This is a genomic window from Actinoplanes sp. M2I2, from assembly GCF_023544445.1.
Lineage (GTDB): Bacteria > Actinomycetota > Actinomycetes > Mycobacteriales > Micromonosporaceae > Actinoplanes.
This window is the reverse complement of the sequence record NZ_JALPVJ010000024.1, coordinates 28,619-48,847: the sequence shown is the minus strand read 5'-3', so window position 1 is coordinate 48,847 and position 20,229 is coordinate 28,619. Positions and strand designations below refer to the sequence as shown.

Here is a 20,229-nt window from a genome sequence, read left to right as displayed (position 1 = left end):
CCGGTAGGTCGTCGTCACCCGCCCATCTCAGCCCACGCAAACCGCCCTGTCGAAGCGTTTATCCGCTCCTGGGCTCCGAGGTGGTTGAAGCAGTAACGCGTGTCGCAGTCGCACCTGCCGGCGTTCGGCGCGGGATGTTGTCTACCCTCATCGCGTGAAGAAACGGACATATCGGATGAGTGCTGTGATGGTGCTGGCGCTCGGTTGCCTGACGGCTCAAGGGGCCCAGGCGGCGCAGGCCGGACAGCCGCGGGCGGCCGGCCCCTGCGATGCAAACTACACCGGCGGCTGCGTGCCGATCGCCCGCGACGTCGACTGCTCCTCCGGTTCCGGCAACGGACCGGCCTACGTCACCGGCCCGGTCCAGGTGATCGGAACGGACGTCTACGGCCTCGACCGGGATAACGACGGCATCGGCTGCGAACAGAGCTGACCCTTTGATCCGAGGGTGACCGCCTCGTTCGCCGGCGGGCGGATCAGGCGATCACGCCATACAGCAGGTACGGCTTCGCCCCTTTTGGTAGGCATGGAGTGAGAACGTCTCGCATCACCGCAGGCGTTGCCCGCCCGCTGCCGACTGAGGACCCATGATCCGGTTGCACCGTCTCGCTGCCCTGACGATGTTCCTCACGGTCGGGCTCACCCTGTTGTCCGCTCCGGCCCAGGCGGCTCCGGCCGACGTCGAAGGCGGGGTCTATCCGCGCAATCTCACGCTGCCGGTCGGCGGGAGCGTCGAGGAGAGCCTGTCCCCTCTGCTGTTCGCCGACGAGGACGGCTGGGCCGACCGGGTCACCCTCACCATCGACACGTCCCGGGTGGCCGTGGCCGACGTGGCCGTCGCCGGTTTCGCGGACGAGGCCAACTGCTCGGCCGGGCCCGTCGTGCGGTGCGTCCTACCCGGTCCGCATCGCGTCTACGAGCGCCCCGAGGGCGACGGCGCGTACGGTTTCGTGACGTTCAGTTCGGTCTCGCTGAGCTTCACCGCCAAGCAGAGCGCGCCGGTCGGCGACACCGGCACCCTGTCCATCGCGACGAAGGTCGACGACCAGCCGGCGACCACCGAGACCGCAACCGTCCGCATCGGGGAGGGCGTCAACCTGACGGCGGTCGACGACAAGCCGCGGACGGTGGCTCCGGGCGGCGGGGTGAAGCTGCAACCCAAGGTCCGAAACACCGGGCCGGTCGCGGTCGACGGACTCACGGCTGTGATCACCGCCGGCCAGGGTGTGCTGGCCGATACGAACTACGGCAACTGCACGTACGGCTTCTCCGTGGCCTGCGCCTTCGACACGACGCTGACCGCCGGCACCACGTACGGGATGTCCACGCCTTTCGCGCTGCGAGTGCCCGGGGACGCGGCGGCGGCCAGCCGGATGACGGTGAGCGTGCAGTGGATGACCGCCGCCGAGTGGGAGGACTGGGTGGGCGAATACGGCGACCTGCTCGGCGGTCGAGCGGGCACCGGGCCCGCGCTCAGGCTCGAGGAGGTGGCCGTGTCGGCCGCCGGCGTGCCCCAGGCGGACATCGACCAGGACGACAACGGCTCGTACACGACGGTGACCGTCTCCGGCCGGCGCACCGACGTGCGGGCCCTCGGCGCCACCGTCCCGGGCCGAGCCGGTGAGCACACGATCTCGGTGGGAGTCGTCAATCAGGGGCCGGGCACGCTGCGCTACCCGCCCTTCCAGAACAACCTGGGCATCGTACGGGTCTCCCTGCCCGGACCGATGTCGGTGGTCACCGCCGATGACCGTTGCACGTCGCGGTCCGACGACTACGACTTGCCACCCTCCTCCGCCCCTGACGAAGGTCCCCCCGAGTTCTCCTGCGCGCTGCGGCCGACGGCGCTGCGGCCCGGGGACCGCCTCATGTTCAGATTCACGGTTCGCATCGCGCCGACCGCGCAGGACGAGGAGGGGGCGGTGGGCTTCTTCCTGTACAGCGAGGACGTCGACGTCGATCGGGATCCGCGCAACAACCAGGCGCCGATCAAGGTGACCGGGACCGGCCGGGCACCGGGACTGCCCATCACCGGCACCATCGCGGCGACCATCACCAGCACCGGGATCATCCTCCTGCTCATCGGAGCGGCCGTCGTGGTGGCCGTGCGCCGCAGCGCCGTACGCAAGTAGGCCCGCCGGCTAGATCCTCCGCTCGACCGGCCGCTCGCGATCCCACAGCGCCGGATCGATGCCGAGCACCGGGCGGTCGGGCGATCTACCCGGCCTTGATGCTCTCGATGATGCGGGCGAAGCCCTCGGCGCCGTGGCCGGCGTCGACCTGGCGCCGGATCAGGGTCTGCACCATGTCGATCACCTCGGTGCTGATGCCCTGATCGGCGCTGGCGGCCACGATCGTCCCCAGGTCGGAGAAGAGGAGGCTCTGCTGCCCGGCCACCGCGTAGTCGCCGCCGTCGACGACGCGGGCGAACTCCGGCAGGCCGGTGGTCATCGCGGCCAGCCAGGGTGTGGCCCGGGCGGCGAACTCACCGGCGGTCACCCCGGCCGGCGCCACCATGGCCGCGCCGTGCAGGAATCCGGCGAACATGACGTACATCCCGGCCAGCAGAGCCAGGTCGTACAGTGCGGCCATTCCGGGATCGGGGCCGAGATAAGTGCTCTCCGCCCATTTGTCGGACAGCGGGCGGCACCTCTCGAAAACAGCACCGGATCCGCTGTAAAGAATGGACGCGCCGGCCTCTCCGATCATGGACGGAACCGCCAGGATTCCACCATCCAGGTATTCGGCCCCGAGCGCGGCGGACCAGGCGGCGAGTTCCCGGGCTTCCGCCGGCGAGGTGGTCGTCAGATTGACCAGCGCGCGGCCGTCCAGTTCAGCAGCGAGCGGATCCAGCACCTCATGAACCGATCGGTGGTCCAGGAGGCAGACAACGATGACGGGGCTGCTCCGGACCGCCTCGACGAGGGAGCCGGCTGCGACGGCCCCCCGTGCGGCGAGATCCTCGGCCGGGCCGGGTGAACGGTTCCACACAGTGGTTCGCAAGCCGCCCCTGATCAGCGCGGCGGTGAGGGCGGTGCCCATCGCGCCGAGCCCGAGGACGGTGACGGGGGATGCTTCGGTCGTCATGTGACCGATCCTCAGGGCCGGCTGGCCCGGTCCGCCAGTACACACTATTTTGTGGGGTACTCACTTTTCGGTAAGTATCAGGCGACGAGAATCGGGGGATGAAATGGTGCGGGGAACGCGGAACGGGCCCTATTTCTGCGGCATCGACGCGGCCATGGACGTCATTTCCGGAAAATGGAAGGTCCTGATCCTCTGGGAACTGCACCACCACGGCGTCCGCCGATTCGCGGAACTGCGGCGCGGGCTGCCCGGCGTCAGTGAGAAAATGCTGACCCAGCATGTGCGCGAACTGGAGGAGGACGGCCTGGTGCGTCGCGAGGTGTACCCGGAAGTACCGCCCAGAGTGGAGTACTCCCTCACCGACGACGGCACCTCGCTCAATGCCTCGCTGGCGTCGCTGGGCCTCTGGGGCACCGAGCGCATCCGCCGGACAGGCGCCGCGAAGGTCACCCCCTGACGATGGCGGAGGCCGCCGGTGGGCGATTCGCGGTGCGCCGACCCGTTAGCCTGCGGTGGTGGCCGGAACAGAACTGGACGAGTTGATCGTGGCTGACGGCCCGGCGCTGCGCGCGTGGCTGACGGACAACCACACCACCTCTCCGGGAGTCTGGCTCGCCCTGACCCGCAAGGGCGGCTCCGTCACCACGCTGACCTGGCAGCACGCGGTCGACGAGGCGCTGTGCTTCGGCTGGATCGACGGGCAGGGCCGTAAACGGGACGAGGAGAGTTCGTGGGTGCGGCTCACCCCCCGGCGGCCTCGCAGCGTCTGGTCCCGGCGCAACGTCGCCAACGTGGCCCGGCTGGAGGCGGCCGGCCTGATCCTGCCCGCCGGCCACGCCGCGGTCGACGCCGCGAAGGCCGACGGACGGTGGGCGGCCGCCTATGCGCCGCCCTCGGAAGCCGAGGTGCCCGCCGACCTGCGAGACGCGATCGCCGCCGACCCGGCCGCGCAGGCGATGTTCGACGTGCTCACCAAGACCAACCGCTTCTCCATCATCACCCGGGTCAACGCGGTCAAGCGGGCCGAGACGCGCACCCGCAAGATCACCGAGTACGTGGCGATGCTGGCCCGGCACGAGACGATCCACCCGCAGCGAGCCCGGCCGGCGGACCCGCCGGAGTCGTGACCGGGTCGTCCACGTCGGCCGCCGGGCCATCGAGTGTCCGCAATGGCCGGTGTCGGCTTCCCGTCAGGTGCGCGGCATCCATCGACCGGGTGGTGCAGTCTTCACGCAGCGATAGTTGAAATCAACACCAAATCGCGAAATTGGCCGGACGGCTGGGGCGAAGAGACCGATCGCGGTCGATGCGGGTGGATCAGTCCGGTCACTTATCCATAACAGCGGATATGCAGAAGGTGACGGGCGCGTTTAGGTAGATCTCGCCCGGACATCGAGAACCATCAGAGGCGTACGAAGGGACCGACCCGGTGCTTGACGCAGTCATTTACGTGCGACCGGAGAACTACAGCGCGAGCGCTGCCCGTTGCCTCGACTACTGCTCCGCCCGCCGCTACAACGTGGTCGGTCTGATCCCGGGCGACTGGGACGCCGCGATGCGCATGCTCCACGAGGGCAAGGCTTCCGTCGTCGTGGTGTCGTCGGTCGAGCAGATGGAGCCGCAGCCGGGCGTGGAGATCGCGCCCAAGCCGTCGTCGCGCCGCCGCTCGGGCGCGCGCTCGACCGGGAACGCGGCCCGCAACCGGTGGTCGGCCGAGACGCCGCCGACGGCCCAGCCGGCCGCGGCCAAGCACTACCGCTACTGAGCCGCCACGCCCGGCGGAAGGGCGAAAAGCGGCCCCTCCCGCCATTACCATGCGGGAGATGAGCGATCCCGTAGGCGAACTCGACCAGCGATTCAGCGACCCCGCAGCCACGGCCCGGCCCTGGTCCGAAGTGGACGGCATCCTGACCCGGGCCGAGATCTTCTGGCTGTCGACGGTACGCGGCGACGGCCGGCCGCACGTGACGCCGCTGCCCGCCGTCTGGGCGTTCGACGCGCTGCACTTCTGCACCGGCGCCGGCGAGCAGAAGGGCCGGAACCTCGAGCGCAACCCGCACGTGGTGCTCGCGACCGGCACTCCCGAGCAACGGGCGGGCCTGGACGTGGTGGTCGAGGGGGCCGCGGTCCGGGTGAGCGACGAGCGGCGCCTGACCGAGCTGGCCGCGCTCTGGAAGGACCGTCTGGACTGGGACTTCGCGGTCCGCGACGGGGTCTTCGCGCCGGACGGCGAGCATCAGGCCCTGGTCTTCGCGGTCTCCCCGGCCAAGATCCTGGCTTTCGGCAAGGGCGACCCTTTCTCGCAGACCCGCTTCCTTTTCTCCTGATCGGCGAGTAACGTACAACCACATGGTTGTAGGTGACGGCGCCGACCGCGTGTTCCAGGCGCTGGCCGACGGCACCCGGCGCGACATCCTGGCCCGGGTGATCCACGACGGCCAGTCCGTGTCGGCGCTGGCCCGGCTCTATCCGATGAGCTTCGCCGCGGTGCAGAAGCACGTGGCCGTGCTGGAGCACGCCGGGCTGGTCACCAAACAACGCCGCGGCCGGGAGCAGGTCGTGCACGGCGAGGTCGACGCGCTGCGCCGGGCCGCCGGGCTGCTCGCCGGGCTGGAGGAGATCTGGCGCCACCGGGTTCGCGGCATCGAGGACGTTCTGAGGGGAGAGACATGACTGTGCTGGACGTACGCCGTGACGAGGAGGCGCTGACCTTCACGCTGGTCGCCGAGTTCGACGCGCCACCCAGCCGGGTGTGGCTGGTGTGGGAGGACCCGCGCCGGCTCGAGCGCTGGTGGGGCCCGCCGACCTGGCCGGCCACGTTCGACGGGCACGACTTCCGGGTGGGCGGTCGCTCCGCGTACCACATGACCGGCCCGGACGGCACCGAGGCGCACGGCTGGTTCGCGTTCACCGTGGTCGACGCGCCGCACCGGCTCGAGTTCGACGACGGGTTCGCCGACGAGCGGGGCGAGCCGGTCGCGACGATCGAGTCGACGCATGCCACGGTCACGTTCGAAGCGCTCGGCGACCGCACCCGGATGACCGTGCTCTCCCGCTTCACCAGCCTCGATCAGCTGCACGAGATGGCGAAGATGGGCATGGAGGAGGGACTGCGCCTCTCGCTCGGGCAGATCGACGCCGTGCTGGCGGAGCCCTCATGAGGGAGCTGGTCGTGGTCGGCTCGATCAGCCTGGACGGGGTGATGCAGGCGCCGGGCACCCGCGACGAGGACGAAAGCGGCGGCTTCGCGCACGGCGGGTGGCTGGTGCCGTGGTGGGACGACGACCTCGGCGCCTTCCTCGGCGAGACGATGGGCAAGCCGTTCGACCTGGTGCTCGGGCGCCGCACGTACGACACGCTGGCCGCGTATTGGCCGACCGCGCCGGCCGAGGCGGGCGCCGAGCCGCTCAACAACGCGACCAAGTACGTCGCCTCGCGGGCCGCGGACCCGGAGCTGCCCTGGCAGCATTCGGTGCTGCTGCGCGGCGATGTGGTGGCGGCGGTGACCGAGCTCAAACAGCAGGACGGTCCCGAGCTGCAGGTGCACGGCAGCGGTGACCTCGTCCGGACGCTGTGGGGCGCCGGGCTGGTCGACCGGTTCCGGCTGGTCGTCGCCCCGATCGTGCTGGGCGCCGGCAAGCGGTTGTTCGCCGACGGCTCGGCCGCCGGCGCGCTGCGCCTGGTGAGCAGCCGGGTCACCGGCAAGGGGGTCCTGACGGCGACCTACGAGCCGGCCGGCGAGGTGGCCACCGGGTCGTTCGCCGACGGGGAACCGGCGACGGTCAGCTCCGGCTGAGGCGGCGTTACAGTCGCGGCATGACGTTTTCGATCGTGGCCCGGTCCGCCGACGGGCAGGCCCTCGGAGTGGCCGTGGCCAGCAAGTTCCTGGGAGTCGGCGCGGCCGTGCCGGCCGCTCTGACCGACGTCGGCGCGGTCGCCACCCAGTCGTACGCGAACCTGGCCTACCGCCCGCAGGCGCTCGCGCTGCTGGGCACCGGCGTGGCCGCGACCGAGACGGTGAAGGCGCTGATCGCCGGGGACGACGGCCCGATCGAGCACCGCCAGGTCGGCGTGGTCGGCCCCGAGGGCGCCGGGGCGACCTTCACCGGCGAGAAGTGCCACGACTGGGCCGGCGGCGTGGCCGGCGACGGGTACGCGATCCAGGGCAACATGCTGGCCGGCGAGGCGGTCGTGGCCGACATGGAGGCGGCCTGGCTGGGCGGGGACACCGGCCGGCCGCTGCCCCGGCGGTTGCTCGACGCCCTGCGCGCGGGCGACCGGGCGGGCGGCGACCGGCGCGGCCGGCAGAGCGCGGCGCTGCTGGTCGTGTCCCGGGGCCGGGGCTACGGCGGCACCAGCGACGTGTGGGCCGACCTGCGCGTCGACGACCACGCCGACCCCGTGTCCGAGCTGGGCCGGCTGCTCGGGATGCACGACCTGTACTTCGAGTTCCCCGATCCCGCGACGCTGCTGCCGCTGACCGGCGCGCTGGCCGACGAGGTCGCCGAGCGGCTGGCCCGGGCCGGCCACACCGGTCCCGACCTCGACGAGTCGCTGGCGTCGTGGGCCGGCATCGAGAACCTCGAGATGCGCATCGTGGCGGGCAGGATCGATCCCCTGGTGCTCGAGCAGCTGAGGTCGGGCGGCCCGGAACACGCGTGAGGGTCAGGCGGCCCGGCTCTCCAGGGACGGCGTGGCACACAGTTCGGCCAGAGCCGCCGCGTCCGGTAGTGCGGCCGGCCCGCGTACGAGGGAAGGGTCGAGCGGCGGCACCGGGACGTGCGCGATCAGCGGGTGGTGCGGGCGGTGGTCGGGCTCGCCGGGGCCGAACAGGGTCTCGCCGAGCTTCTCCCCCGGCCGCAGCCCGGTGTGGACGATGTCGACCGGCTCCCCGGCCAGCTCGGCCATGTCCCGGGCGACGTCGGCGATCCGCACCGGCTCGCCCAGCTGCAGCACCAGCGCCTCCCCGCCGTGGCCGACCACGGCGGCCTGGATGACCAGCTTGACCGCCTCCTGCGTGGTCATGAGATAGCGCGTGACCTCGGGATGGGTGACGGTGATGGGGCCGCCGTCGGCGATCTGCGCGGCGAACGTGGTGAGCACCGAGCCGCGGGCGCCCAGCACGTTGCCGAAGCGGACGCTGACGAAGACGCCCGGCCGCTGCCGGTCGAAGTCCGCGGTGAGCCGTTCGGTGATCCGCTTGGTGTAGCCGAGAACGCTGACCGGGTCGGCGGCCTTGGCGGTGGAGACGGTGACGAACCGCTCGACCTCACCGGCCGCCTCCAGCAGCGTGAGGGTGCCGAGGACGTTGGTCTTGACGGCTTCGCCCGGGTGGCGTTCCAGCAGCGGCTGATGGTGCAGGGCGGCCGCGTGGAAGACGACTTCCGGTTCCCGGGTACGGAAGATCTCGCGCACCCGCTCGCCGTCGCGCACGTCCGCGAGCACGACGGACGGGTCGTGCAGCTCGGCCCGCGGGTCCACGCTGAGCTGCACCGCCTGCAGCGCGGCCTCGTCGTGGTCGAGCATGATCAGCTCGGCCGGCTCGAACCGGTGGATCTGCCGGCACAGCTCCGAGCCGATCTCCCCGCCCGCGCCGGTCACCAGCACCCGCTTGCCGCGCAGGGCGGCCGTGATGCCCTCGGCGTCGGTCTCCAGCCGATGCCGCCCGACCAGGTCGGTGATCCGCACGTCCCGGATGTCCTGGGCGCCGAGCTGGTGGTCGAGCAGCTCGCTGGCCTCGGGCACCACGAGGAACCGCGCGCCGGCGGCCCGGGCGAGCGCCCGGATCTCGCGGACCAGCGACCCCTCGGCGTTGCCGATCGTGAAGATGACGGCGGTGGCGCGGGTCCGCCCGACGGCACTGGCGAGCGCGGCGCGGGTGCCCACGACGGCGATGCCGGCCAGCCGCTCCCCCTGCTTGGCCGGGTCGTCGTCGAGCACGCCGACCGGCTCGAAACGGCTGCGCGGGTCGAAGATCATGCTGTGCAGCAGCGTGCGCGCCGCACTGCCCGCCCCGAACAGGACGGCCCGTGTCCGTGGCTCGCGCCGCGCGGGCGGCCCGGCGTGCTCACGCCGCCACCGTTCGTACCGCACGGTCAGCGCGTACAGCAGGCTTTCGCTCCGGGTGTCCCTCGATCCACGCACCATCGCACCCCCTTTGGGGGTAATTGTGCCCTGCCGATGATGCCGAGGGAGCGGGATGGTCAAGCGATCGCCTCGTAGGCTTCGCCCGTGGCGGAGCGCAAGGTCGACGTACTCGTGGTGCGGTGGTACGAGCGGCGCGGGGCGCCGGACATCGTCGGGCGCTGGTTCGACGCGGCCCAGGAGCATCTGCCCGAGGCGGTGCCGGTGCGGTTCGGCGACTACGAGCCGCTGCGGGGCCGGGGTGGCCGGGCCGAGGTCCAGGCGGCCTGGGCACGGGCCGATCCGTTGTTGTTCCTGACCGGGACGGCGCCGGTCTATCACGCCTCGTTCGACGCCGGCGCCGGCGCGCGGCTCGGACCGGTCATGGCGCACTCGATGCAGGCCGAGCTCGACCCCGGTGACGAGCGGGTACGCCGGTTCGCGCTGGCGGTGACCGGTGCCGACACCTTCTACGTGTCGGCGTCGGTGGGCGGCGGGATGACGCTCGACCGCAAGACGTTGTGGGGCCCGGCCGAACGGCCCGAGGAGCCCTACCTGGCCCCGCTCGGCGACTGGCTGGGGCTGCCGCCGGAGCCCCCGGCGTGGTGCTGGTTCGGGCCGGCCTACGCGCGCAAGACCAGGACCGAATTCTACGCCGGCGGGCCGTGGGTGCCCGAGCGGCTCCGGGCCCGGCTGGGCGAGGCCGAGCCGAGCCGGCGGCACGCGCCCTGGCTGCCCCGGGGGCTGCGCCGCTCACCGTGGCAGCTTCTGATCAGGCGCTGAAACAACACCGAAACGGAGGGTTTCTCAGGTAACCGAGTAATGGTGGGATGAGACCGCAGTCACATCAGCACCGTGAAGGGGACCGACCGCATGCTCAACCTCTCGATTCTGCTCGAGGACAGCGCCCGCACCTTCCCGGATCGCACGGCGGTCGTCCTGGGCGACCGGCGGCTGACCTACGCCCAGGTCGACGCGGCCGCCAACCAGGTGGCCAACCTCCTGGTCGAGCGGGGCATCGAGCCCGGCGACAAGGTCGCGCTCTCCTGCCCCAACCTGCCGTTCTTCCCGATCGCCTACTACGGCATCCTCAAGGCGGGCGCGGTCGTCGTGCCGCTCAACGTGCTGCTCAAGGGCCGCGAGATCGCCTACCACCTGCGGGATTCGCAGGCCAAGGCCTACCTGTGCTTCCAGGGCACCCCGGAGCTGCCGATGGGCGCCGAGGGCTTCGACGGCTTCAACCAGGTCGGCGAGTGCGAGACGTTCTTCCTGATCACCGCCGACCCGGCCGCGCCGTCGCCGATCGAGGGGGCCGAGACGCTGGGCTCCGGCCTGGCCGGGAAATCGCCGGTCTTCGAGGCGGCGCTGCTGCCCGAGACCGACCCGGCGGTCATCCTCTACACCAGCGGCACGACCGGCCAGGCCAAGGGCGCGGAGCTGTCGCACTCCAACCTGCTGCTCAACGCGCTCACCTGCAACCGGCTGTTCGGCAGCGCCCCGGGCACCGACACCCACCTGGTCGTGCTGCCGCTGTTCCACTCGTTCGGCTCGACGGTGAACATGAACGCGGGCTTCGCCACCGGCGCGACGCTGGTGCTGCTCCCCCGTTTCGACGCGGCCGCCGCGGTCAAGCTGCTCGAGAGCGAGGACGTCACCTTCTTCGCGGGCGTCCCGACGATGTACTGGGGGCTGCTCAACGCGCTCACCGAGGGCGTCGACGTCGAGCGCATCGCCCGCACCATGCGGGTCGCCGTGGCCGGCGGTTCCAGTCTTCCCGTCGAGATCATCAAAGAGGTCAAGGAGCGCTTCGGGGTCACCATCCTCGAGGGGTACGGGTTGTCGGAGACCTCGCCGGTGGCCACCTTCAGCAAGCCGGGCGCCGACCCGCGGCCGGGCTCGATCGGCGTACCCATCTGGGGTGTCGAGGTGAAGCTCATCGACCCGGAGTGGAACACGGTCGAGAGCGCCGACGAGATCGGCGAGATCGCCATCCGCGGGCACAACATCATGCGGGGCTACTACAACCGGCCCGAGGCGACCGCCGAGGTCATGCGGGACGGCTGGTTCCGCAGCGGCGATCTGGGCCGGCGCGACAAGGACGGCTACTACTACATCGTCGACCGGGCCAAAGACATGATCATCCGCGGTGGCTTCAACGTCTACCCGCGCGAGATCGAAGAGGTCCTGCTGACCCACGAGGCGGTCTCGCTGGCCGCGGTGATCGGCGTGCCGCACCCGAGTCACGGCGAGGAGATCAAGGCGTTCGTGATCCTCAAGCCGGGCGCGAGCGTGACCGAGGAGGCGCTGGTCGAGTGGGGCAAGGAGCAGATGGCCGCCTACAAGTACCCGCGCGTGGTCAGCATCGTCGAGTCGCTGCCGATGACCGCCACCGGCAAGCTGCTCAAGCGTGAGCTGAGCTGATCCGTCGGCCCCGAGGCGCCCGGCGGCCCCGCCGCCGGGCGCTTGCGCCGATGGCGCACAGTGAAGGCCGCACAACAGCGGGGAGGAAAGCTTGAGCACTGCGCTGGCGGCCAGGCCCGGCGTGCTGCGCCGGGTCGGCGGGCTGCGGCACTCGTCTCCGGGGCGGCTCCAGCTGCTCATCGCCGCGCTGCTCGGCCTGGGGTTGCTGGCCGGGGTGCTGGCCGGCGTGGCCGGGTCGTCGGCCCGGGCCGGCACCAGCGACCTCGGCGGGCGCGCGCAGCCGCTGCTGGTCGAGGCCGAGACCATCTATTCGGCGCTGGCCGACGCCGACACCACCGCCGCCCAGGCGTTCCTGGCCGGCGGGCTCGAACCGGCCGCGCTGACCCGCCGCTACGACGACGACCTCGCGCGGGCGACCACCGCGCTCACGTCGGCGGCCCGGCGCACCGCCGAGGACGGTTCGGCGGCCGGCGCCGTGCGCACCCTGTCGGCCGGTGTCGCCGACTACGCCGCCCTGGTGGCGACGGCCCGCGCCAACAACCGCCAGGGCCTGCCGATCGGCGCGTCGTACCTGTCGGAGGCCTCCCGGCTCAACCGCGACACCCTCCAGCCGCAGGCCCGCCAGTTGTTCGGCGACGCCCAGCGGGAGGTCGAGGACGGCTACGGCGAGGCCGCCGCGCTCGGCTGGGTGTCGTTGCTCCTGCTGTCGTTGCTGGCGCTGCTGGTCGCGTTGATCCTCACCCAGCGCTACCTGAGCCGCCGCACCCAACGCACCTTCAACGTCCCGCTGGTCGCCGCCACGGCCCTCACGGTGGTGCTGCTGCTCGGCGCCGGGACGATCCTGCTGACCCAGCAGACCCGGCTCGAACGCGCGGCCGGTCGGGGTTCCGGCCCGGTGGCGTCGATCGCCGAGAGCCGCATCCTGGCCCTGCAGGCGCGCGGCGACGAGGCGCTCACCCTGGCCGCCCGGGCCGGCTCGGGGCCCTACGAGCAGGACTTCGCCACCGTGGCCGAGCGCCTGGCCCAGCCGGGCGGTCCGATGGTCAACCAGTACGGCGAGCTCGACCCCGCGCTCGGCCGGATGATGACCCGGGCCGCGGAGGGGTTCCAGCGGTACGTCACCGCGCATCGCGACGTCCGGGCGCTCGACGACAGCGGCGACTACGAGGGCGCGGTCAAGCTGGCGGTCGGCCCCGAGACGACCAAGACGTTCGAGGGCGTCCGGGCCGATCTCGACCAGGCGTACGAGAACCGCAAGGCGTTCTTCACCGAGGAGATCAGCGCCGCCGGCAGCGGGCTCGGCCTGCTCACCGTCGGGGGCCCGCTGCTGGCGCTGGCGATCTGCGTGCTCGCCTTCGCCGGTCTCCGCGCCCGACTGGAGGAGTACCGCTGATGCGCATCCGGGCCGCCCTGGTCGTGACCGCGCTGGCCGCCACCGCCCTGGCCGGCTGTTCCGGTGACAGCACGCCGCTGCCGGTGACGCCCGACCGGCGCGACGCGGTGGCCACCGTCCCCGCGCCGGGCGGGTCCCAGCCGGCGCCGCCAGCCTGCGACCCGCGAGCCAGCCTGCGGCCCGCCGGGGCGCTGCCCGCGCCCGGCGACATGCCCCCGGGCAGCTACATGGCCACCATCCAGGAACGCGGGCGGCTGATCCTGGGCACGAGCCAGGACACGCTGCTGTTCAGCTCGCGCAACCCGTTCTCCGGGCGGATCGAGGGCTTCGACGTCGACATGGGCCGCCAGGTCGCGCAGGCCATCTTCGGCGATCCCGACAAGATCCAGATCAAGGTCATCGGGTACGACCAGCGCGTCAGCTCCGCCGCGGACGGCACTGTGGATCTCGTCGCCGACACCATGACAGCCAACTGCGAACGCTGGACGGACGTCAACTTCTCCAGCGTCTACTACGAGGCCGGGCAGAAAGTGCTCGTGTCCAAGTCCTCGACGGCCAAGAGCATCGACGACCTCGGCGGCAAGAAGATCTGCTCGGCTGCCGGGTCCACCTCGTTCGACAACATCGGCAAGGTGCGGACCAGGCCGGTGGCGGTGGCCCGGCCCGCGTTCGGCGACTGCCTGGTGGCCTTCCAGCGCAACGAGGTCGACGGCATCTCGACCGACGACACGATCCTGGCCGGCATGGCCGCGCAGGACCCGTACGCCAAGGTCATCGGGCGCCGGTTCACCGAGGAGCCGTACGCGATGGCGATGGGCAAGTCGAACCCGGAGTTCACCCGGTTCGTCAACGCCGTGCTCGAGCGCAACCGGGCCGACGGCACCTGGCGCAAGACGTACGACAAGTGGCTGGGCGACGTCGGCCCGGCGCCCACGCCGCCGAAGGCCCGATACCGATGACCGGGGCGGCCGAAGCCGAACTGCTGCGGCTGGAGACCGCGGTGACGGCGATCGCGGCCAACCTGGTCGAGCTCGACGACAACCCGGCCCGCAAGGAGCTCGACCGGTCGCGGCTGACCGGGCGCACGGCGACGGCCTGGGCCGACGCGACCGAGGCGCTGACCGAGCTGTGGGAGGGCTACCGGCTGCTGACCGAGGTGATCGCCCGGGCCGCGGCGATGCGGGACAAGCGCCGGCCCAGCGACAGCGACCGCACCCGCTTCGCCCACGAGGTGCTCGGCCGGTCGGTCACCCTGTCGACCAAGGTGGTGCCGCTGGCCCAGCGCGGGCTGCTCGGCCCCGGCCAGGTGCACACGACGTGCACGCCCGCGCAGCTGCTGTCGGCGATGGAGGCCGCGTTCGCCACCGCGGTCGGCGTGGCCACCCGGGCCGGCGAGGCCTGGGACACGCTGGTGCCGGCCGCCGCCGAGGCGGCGAGCGCGCTGGAGAACGTCCGCCGGTTGACCCGCGCCTCGGCCGGCTCGCTGACCGCGCTCGACGAGGCCGACCGGCGGCTCGGGTTGTTCACGGCGACGCTGGCCACCGATCCCCTGGGCGTGGAGGAGCGCGACCTGGCCGCCGTCCGCAGCCTGATCCGCCGGGCCGACGCCGAGCGCACCTCGGCCGGTGAGCTGCGCGAGACACTGACCCAGCGGCTGGCCGACGCGCACCGCCTGGCCGCCGACGTCGACGCGGCCGCCGAGGAGGCCCGGGCCGCCGCCGAGAAGGCGGCCGGCCGGTTCCCCCCGCACGAGATCGCCGCCGTTCCCCTCGCCTCGCCGCGGCCCGACCTGGTCGCGATCGACGCGCTCGCCACGGCCGGCCACTGGTCGCTGATCAGCCCGCGGCTGGCCGGGTGGACGCGGCAGGCCCGCGAGCTCCTGGCCGTCCTGCGCGACGGCGCCGCCCGCAACGCCGGCCTGCTGGCCACCCGCAACGAGCTGCGCGGACGTCTCGACGCCTACCAGGCCAAGGCGCTGCGGCACGGGCTGGCCGAGCAGGCCCAGCTCAGCCCCCTGGCCGCGGCCGCGCGCGACGCGCTCTACGTGGCGCCGTGCGAGCTGTCCGCGGCCCGCCGCGCCGTCAACGCCTACCAGGATGCGCTCACCGCCATGATCACGAGGAACGGCCGATGACGTGCGAACGCGACTGCCCGGGAACCATCGAGGACGGGTATTGCGACACCTGTGGGCTGGCGCCGCGGGCCGGCACCAAGCCGGCGGCGCCCCGGCCGCGGGAGGCGACGAGCCCCTCGGTCCGGACGTCCGCGCTCTCGACCCGGACGTCCGGGTCGGCCCGCACCGGCAGCGCCCGCACCGGGACCCGCCGCCGTTTCGCCGGCGGTCTGGTCGACATCGAGCCGATCGTCCAGGCCGATCCGGCCACGGCGGTCATGGCCACGGCCGAGGTGCCGGAGCCCAAGCGGTACTGCGCCAAGTGCGGCAACGCGGTGGGCCGGACCCGCGGCGACCGCCCGGGACGCACCTCGGGCTTCTGCCCGGCCTGTGGCGAGGCGTTCAACTTCACCCCCAAGGTCGTCAAGGGCGACCTGATCGGCGGGCAGTACGAGGTCGTCGGGGCGCTCGCGCACGGCGGTCTGGGCTGGATCTATCTGGCCGTCGACAAGAACGTCTCGGACCGCTGGGTGGTGCTCAAGGGCCTGCTCAACGCCGGCGACGAGGACGCGCTGGCCGCGGCCGTGGCCGAGCGGCGCTTCCTGGCCGAGGTCGAGCACCCCAACATCGTCAAGATCTACAACTTCGTCGAGCACGACGGCGCCGGCTACATCGTCATGGAGTACGTCGGCGGCGAGTCGCTCAAGGGACTCCTCAAGGAGCGCCGCGCGGCCAACGGCGGCCGGCTCGACCCGCTGCCGGTCGAGGTGGCCCTGGCCTACGTCCTGGAGATGATGCCGGCGTTCGGCTACCTGCACGACCGGGGGCTGATCTACTGCGACTTCAAGCCGGACAACGTGATCCAGGCCGGCGACCAGATGAAGCTGATCGACCTCGGCGGGGTCGTGCACGTCGACGACCAGGAGGCCGCGCTCTACGGCACGGTGGGCTACCAGGCGCCCGAGATGGCGACCCTCGGGCCGTCGGTGGCCTCGGATCTTTACACCATCGGCCGTACGCTGGCCGTCCTCACGACCGACTTCCGGGGCTACCAGACGACGTACGCCGACAGCCTGCCCGACCGCGCCGAGTTCGAGGTGTACCAGCGGTTCGAGTCGTACTACCGGCTCATCCGGCGCGCCACGCTGCGCGACCCGGGCGAGCGGTTCGTCGACGCCGCCGAGATGGCCGAGCAGATGACGGGCGTGCTGCGCCAGGTGCTCGCCGCCGACGGCCGGCCGCAGCCGGCGCCGTCCCGGTTGTTCACCGGCGAGCTGCGCACCGACCTGCGCTCGGAGACGCCTCGCTGGCAGGACCTGCCGACCCCGCTGATCGACCTGAACGACCCGGCCGCCGCGTTCCTGGCCTCGGTGACGGTGACCGACCCGGCCGAGGTGCTCACCCTGCTGCGCTCGGCGCCGGCCGAGACGCTCGAGGTGGCCCTGCGCGGCCTGCGCGCGCTCATCGACCTGGGGGTGCGCGACGGCGCCTTCGCCGGCGCCCGGCAGGAGTGCGGCCGGCTGGCCGTCACCTACGGCGCCGACTGGCGGGTGGCCTGGTACGACGGGCTGCTCGGGCTGGCCGAGGGCCGGCACGACGACGCCCGGCGGCAGTTCGACGCCGTCTACTCGGCGCTGCCGGGCGAGCTGGCGCCGCAGCTCGCGATCGGGCTCACCCGGGAACTGGCCGGCGACCCGGCCGGGGCGGCCGGCTACTACGACGTGGTGAGCCGCACCGACCCGTCCTACACGACCGCGGCGGCCGGGCTGGCCCGCTGCCGGCTGACCACCGGCGACCGCAGCGGCGCGGTCGAGGCGTACAACCGGGTCCCCGGCACCTCCTCGGCCTACCGCAGCTCGCAGGTGGGGGCGGTACGTGCGCTCGTGCGGGCGCACCCGGCGGCCGCGCCGGACGTCGACTCGCTCGCCGCGGCGGCCGCGCTGATCGAACGGCTCGAGGTGGAGGCCGCCCAACTGGCCGCTCTGCGCGCCGAACTGCTCGAACAGGCGCTGCGAAACATCAACGGAGGATTTACGCTGCCCGCGGCGGTGCTCGGACCGGACCGCAACGGCACGGTCCGCGAACGCGACGTCCGCTTCGCGCTCGAGGAGGCGTACCGCGAGATGGCCCGCGCGGCGCACGGCCCGGAAAAGATCCGCCTGGTGGATCTGGCCAACGCGTCGCGCCCCCGGACCCGTACATGACGATTTGGCCGGCTGTGTGAGCGAGGCACGATGACGATGACCGACTGCGCCGCGTGCGCCGATGAGCGCACCACCGGGGCGGCCTTCTGCGAGGTCTGCGGACGGTCGCTGATGCCCGAGCCGGGGTGCCCCCATTGCGGGACACCCGGCGGCGTGGGCGAGGACGGGTACTGCGAGCATTGCGGGATGCTTGCCGGGCGCGAACGCGATCACCTCGAGACCGACTGCGGCGCCACGGCGGCCGCGGTGACCGACCGCGGACTGCGGCACCACCGCAACGAGGACGCGATGTGGCTGGCCACCCGCGGCGACGAGATCGACGTCGTGGTCAGCGACGGCGTCTCCTCCTCGTTCGATCCCGACGTGGCCTCGCTGACCGCGGTCCAGGCGGCCGGGGAGCTGCTGCCCGCAGGCGATGTCGCCGAGGCGATCGGGGCGGCCCAGGTCGCGGTGGCCGGTCTGGCCGCCGAGGGCGACCCGCGGCGGCAGGCGTCCAACCCGGCCTGCACGATCGTCGCGGCGGTGATCCGCGGCGACGCGGTGACCGTCGGCTGGATCGGCGACAGCCGCGCCTACTGGGTGCCCGAGGTCGGGCCGGCCGAGCAGCTCACCGAGGACGACTCGTGGGCGACCCACGTGATCGCCCTGGGCGCCGACCCGGAGCAGGCCATGCGCGACCCCAAGGCGCACGCGATCACCGCCTGGCTGGGCGCCGACGCCGGCAAGATCGCCCCGCGGACCGCGGAGTTCATCGTCGGCGACCCCGGCCATCTGGTGCTGTGCAGCGACGGGTTGTGGAACTACCTGACCGACCCGGCCGCCTTCGCCGCGGCCGTGCGCGAGGGGTTGCGCGAGCAGGGCACGCTGATCTCCGCCGCCCGGTGGCTCGCCGACTACGCGAACACCGCCGGCGGCGCCGACAACATCACCGTGGCACTGATCCCCGTGAAGCCTCTTGTGAAGGGATAGGGATGACGTACTCCGCCGAGGCCTTCCAGAACGAGTTCCTCGCCCTCGGAGCGACCGAGGTCAACGCGATCGTGACGGTCACCTCGTCGGGCGGCACGGGCGGCGGAGGCGGGCGGCGTACGGCCGGCGCCACCGAGGTCATCATCGTCGACGCGTCCGGCTCGATGCAGGCCGAGGGCCGCATCGCCGCGGCCCGGCAGGCGGCCAAGGCGGCGGTGGCGTGCCTCGACGACGGCGTGCACTTCGCGCTGATCGCCGGGGTGGGCACGGCCCAGCAGCTCTTTCCCGCGCCCGGCGAGCTCGCCGTCGCGACGGTGCAGACCCGGGCCGAGGCGACCTGGGCGATCGACCGGCTGCACGCCGCCGGCGGCACGGCGATGGGCGCGTGGCTGCTGCTGGCCGCGCAGCTGGTCGCCCAGCGGCCCGGCACCATCGCGCACGCCATCATGCTCACCGACGGCGACAACGGCGAACGCGAGGGCTACCTGCAGAGCGTGCTCGACACGATCGCCGGCAAGTTCACCGTCGACTGCCGGGGTGTGGGCACGAACTGGAAGGTGTCCGAACTCCGCAAGATCGCCGACGCGATGCTGGGCACGGTCGACATCGTGGCCCGGCCGGCCGACCTGACCGTCGCCTTCGAGCAGATGATGACCACCGCGATGGGCAAGACCGCGGCCGACGTGCAACTCAAGGTCTGGACGCCGGTGAACGCGACTGTCCGGTTCGTCAAGCAGGTCGAGCCGCAGGTGGCCGACCTGACCGGCAAGCGCGTGGCCGACGGCCCGCGGGCCGCGCGCTACCCGCTGGGCTCCTGGGGCGCCGAGAGCCGCGACTACCACCTCTGCGTGGACGTGCCGCCCGGCGCGGCGGGCGACGAGATGCTGGCCGCGCGGGTCTCGATCGTGGAGGGCGACACCGTCCACACCCAGGCGCTGGTGCGCGCGGTGTGGACCGACGACGCCGCGCTGTCGACCCGGATCAACCGGCAGGTGGCCCACTACACCGGGCAGGCCGAGCTGGCCGACACGATCCAGGCCGGCATCGAGGCGCGCAAGGCCGGCGACGACCACACGGCCACGATCAAGTTCGGGCGGGCCGCGCAACTGGCCCACGAGAGCGGCAACCAGGCCACCTCCGAGCTGCTGGCCACCGTGGTGGAGATCGAGGACGCGGCGACCGGCACCGTGCGGCTGCGGCGCAAGGTCGCGGCGGCCGACGAGATGGCGCTCGACACCCGCTCGACCAAGACCGTGCGGGTGGGGCGCGGCCAGTGAGCACGTACGCCTGCCCCAAGGGCCACGTCTCCGGGGAGAGCGACTTCTGCGACACCTGCGGCGCGAAGATCTCGTCCTCCGCGCCGGCCCCGGTCACCGCCTCGGCCGGCCCCGTGGCCCCCGCCACCCCGCCCTGCCCGAACTGCGGCACGCCCCGGTCGGGCACCGCCCGGTTCTGCGAGGACTGCGGCTTCGACCACGACACCGGTCGCGTCCCCGCGCTCACCCAGCCGACGGCCACGCCCGTCGTCACGACCGGGTGGACCGTGACGATCGCCCCCGACCGCGCCTACTTCGCCGAGAACGCGATCGACGGCATCGAGTTCCCCCCGTCGCCGGCGTCCCGCACCGTGACGTTGCCCCCGCCGCAGGTGCGGATCGGGCGCGGAAGCACCTCGAAGGGCATGCACCCCGAGATCGACCTGGCCGACGACGATCCCGGGGTCTCCCACTCGCACGCCCTGCTGACGCTCAGCGTCGACGGCGTGTGGCTGGTCTCCGACCTGGGCTCCACCAACGGCACCTACATCAACGACGACCAGCGGCCGCTGACCGCCGGCGAGTCCCGCTCGCTGACCCCCGGCGACCGCGTCCACGTGGGCGCCTGGACGACCCTCACCCTCAACGCCCCCGTGTGACACC

Annotated in this window: 21 protein-coding genes; 19 read left to right on the top strand and 2 right to left on the bottom strand. The window is 72.5% G+C overall.

Annotated features, from left to right (window positions below; genetic code table 11):
- The first annotated feature begins 187 nt into the window (after window positions 1-187).
- Window positions 188-433, top strand: coding sequence for a hypothetical protein (locus HJC40_RS36480; protein WP_250008046.1), 246 nt, complete (start codon window positions 188-190; stop codon window positions 431-433).
- Between the two features lie 154 nt (window positions 434-587).
- Complete coding sequence (locus tag HJC40_RS36475; protein WP_250008045.1) at window positions 588-2,132, top strand: hypothetical protein; 1,545 nt, start codon at window positions 588-590, stop codon at window positions 2,130-2,132.
- Between the two features lie 85 nt (window positions 2,133-2,217).
- Here the strand turns inward: HJC40_RS36475 and HJC40_RS36470 are convergent, their stop codons facing one another.
- Complete coding sequence (locus tag HJC40_RS36470) at window positions 2,218-3,087, bottom strand: NAD(P)-dependent oxidoreductase (protein ID WP_250008044.1); 870 nt, start codon at window positions 3,085-3,087, stop codon at window positions 2,218-2,220.
- Between the two features lie 154 nt (window positions 3,088-3,241).
- On the opposite strand from HJC40_RS36470, the gene HJC40_RS36465 reads away from it, so the two are divergent.
- The 8 genes from HJC40_RS36465 (at window position 3,242) to HJC40_RS36430 (ending at window position 7,749) form a co-directional block, all read left to right on the top strand.
- Window positions 3,242-3,544: a helix-turn-helix domain-containing protein gene (locus HJC40_RS36465; protein ID WP_250008043.1), complete on the top strand. Its 303-nt coding sequence runs from the start codon at window positions 3,242-3,244 to the stop codon at window positions 3,542-3,544.
- 58 nt (window positions 3,545-3,602) lie between these two features.
- Window positions 3,603-4,214: a YdeI family protein gene (locus tag HJC40_RS36460; RefSeq protein ID WP_250008042.1), complete on the top strand. Its 612-nt coding sequence runs from the start codon at window positions 3,603-3,605 to the stop codon at window positions 4,212-4,214.
- A 302-nt stretch (window positions 4,215-4,516) separates the two neighbouring features.
- The gene (locus HJC40_RS36455; RefSeq protein ID WP_250008040.1) at window positions 4,517-4,852 is read left to right on the top strand and encodes a hypothetical protein; all 336 of its coding nucleotides are present in this window, start codon (window positions 4,517-4,519) and stop codon (window positions 4,850-4,852) included.
- A 58-nt stretch (window positions 4,853-4,910) separates the two neighbouring features.
- On the top strand, window positions 4,911-5,414 hold the full coding sequence (locus tag HJC40_RS36450) for a pyridoxamine 5'-phosphate oxidase family protein (RefSeq protein ID WP_250008039.1): 504 nt from the start codon (window positions 4,911-4,913) through the stop codon (window positions 5,412-5,414).
- 22 nt (window positions 5,415-5,436) lie between these two features.
- Entirely contained in the window at window positions 5,437-5,760 is a 324-nt protein-coding gene (locus HJC40_RS36445; RefSeq protein ID WP_250008038.1) for a helix-turn-helix domain-containing protein, read from the top strand.
- Entirely contained in the window at window positions 5,757-6,248 is a 492-nt protein-coding gene (locus HJC40_RS36440; protein ID WP_250008037.1) for an SRPBCC domain-containing protein, read from the top strand. The genes HJC40_RS36445 and HJC40_RS36440 overlap by 4 nt, the downstream gene beginning before the upstream one ends.
- On the top strand, window positions 6,245-6,883 hold the full coding sequence (locus tag HJC40_RS36435) for a dihydrofolate reductase family protein (RefSeq protein ID WP_250008036.1): 639 nt from the start codon (window positions 6,245-6,247) through the stop codon (window positions 6,881-6,883). Before HJC40_RS36440 ends, HJC40_RS36435 begins: the two co-directional genes overlap by 4 nt.
- A gap of 20 nt (window positions 6,884-6,903) precedes the next feature.
- On the top strand, window positions 6,904-7,749 hold the full coding sequence (locus tag HJC40_RS36430) for a DUF1028 domain-containing protein (protein ID WP_250008035.1): 846 nt from the start codon (window positions 6,904-6,906) through the stop codon (window positions 7,747-7,749).
- 3 nt (window positions 7,750-7,752) lie between these two features.
- Here HJC40_RS36430 and HJC40_RS36425 read toward each other — a convergent pair whose 3' ends face one another.
- A complete protein-coding gene (locus HJC40_RS36425; protein WP_250008033.1) occupies window positions 7,753-9,234 on the bottom strand; it encodes a polysaccharide biosynthesis protein in 1,482 nt (493 codons plus the stop codon).
- 84 nt (window positions 9,235-9,318) lie between these two features.
- On the opposite strand from HJC40_RS36425, the gene HJC40_RS36420 reads away from it, so the two are divergent.
- The 9 genes from HJC40_RS36420 to HJC40_RS46385 all read left to right on the top strand — a co-directional run bounded on the left by HJC40_RS36420 (window position 9,319) and on the right by HJC40_RS46385 (window position 20,225).
- Complete coding sequence (locus HJC40_RS36420; RefSeq protein ID WP_250008032.1) at window positions 9,319-9,993, top strand: hypothetical protein; 675 nt, start codon at window positions 9,319-9,321, stop codon at window positions 9,991-9,993.
- A 90-nt stretch (window positions 9,994-10,083) separates the two neighbouring features.
- Window positions 10,084-11,631, top strand: coding sequence for a long-chain fatty acid--CoA ligase (locus HJC40_RS36415; protein WP_284044239.1), 1,548 nt, complete (start codon window positions 10,084-10,086; stop codon window positions 11,629-11,631).
- 91 nt (window positions 11,632-11,722) lie between these two features.
- Complete coding sequence (locus tag HJC40_RS36410) at window positions 11,723-13,024, top strand: hypothetical protein (RefSeq protein WP_250008030.1); 1,302 nt, start codon at window positions 11,723-11,725, stop codon at window positions 13,022-13,024.
- Entirely contained in the window at window positions 13,024-13,983 is a 960-nt protein-coding gene (locus tag HJC40_RS36405) for a glutamate ABC transporter substrate-binding protein (RefSeq protein ID WP_250008029.1), read from the top strand. The genes HJC40_RS36410 and HJC40_RS36405 overlap by 1 nt, the downstream gene beginning before the upstream one ends.
- Window positions 13,980-15,158, top strand: a complete 1,179-nt coding sequence (locus HJC40_RS36400; RefSeq protein WP_250008028.1) for a hypothetical protein — start codon at window positions 13,980-13,982, stop codon at window positions 15,156-15,158. The genes HJC40_RS36405 and HJC40_RS36400 overlap by 4 nt, the downstream gene beginning before the upstream one ends.
- Window positions 15,155-17,341 (top strand): serine/threonine-protein kinase, encoded by a 2,187-nt coding sequence (locus HJC40_RS36395; protein ID WP_250008026.1) that lies wholly within the window; start codon window positions 15,155-15,157, stop codon window positions 17,339-17,341. The genes HJC40_RS36400 and HJC40_RS36395 overlap by 4 nt, the downstream gene beginning before the upstream one ends.
- A 30-nt stretch (window positions 17,342-17,371) precedes the next feature.
- The gene (locus tag HJC40_RS36390) at window positions 17,372-18,310 is read left to right on the top strand and encodes a protein phosphatase 2C domain-containing protein (protein ID WP_250008025.1); all 939 of its coding nucleotides are present in this window, start codon (window positions 17,372-17,374) and stop codon (window positions 18,308-18,310) included.
- Between the two features lie 2 nt (window positions 18,311-18,312).
- The gene (locus tag HJC40_RS36385) at window positions 18,313-19,587 is read left to right on the top strand and encodes a VWA domain-containing protein (RefSeq protein WP_250008024.1); all 1,275 of its coding nucleotides are present in this window, start codon (window positions 18,313-18,315) and stop codon (window positions 19,585-19,587) included.
- On the top strand, window positions 19,584-20,225 hold the full coding sequence (locus tag HJC40_RS46385; RefSeq protein ID WP_250008023.1) for an FHA domain-containing protein: 642 nt from the start codon (window positions 19,584-19,586) through the stop codon (window positions 20,223-20,225). The genes HJC40_RS36385 and HJC40_RS46385 overlap by 4 nt, the downstream gene beginning before the upstream one ends.
- The last annotated feature ends 4 nt before the right edge of the window (window positions 20,226-20,229 follow it).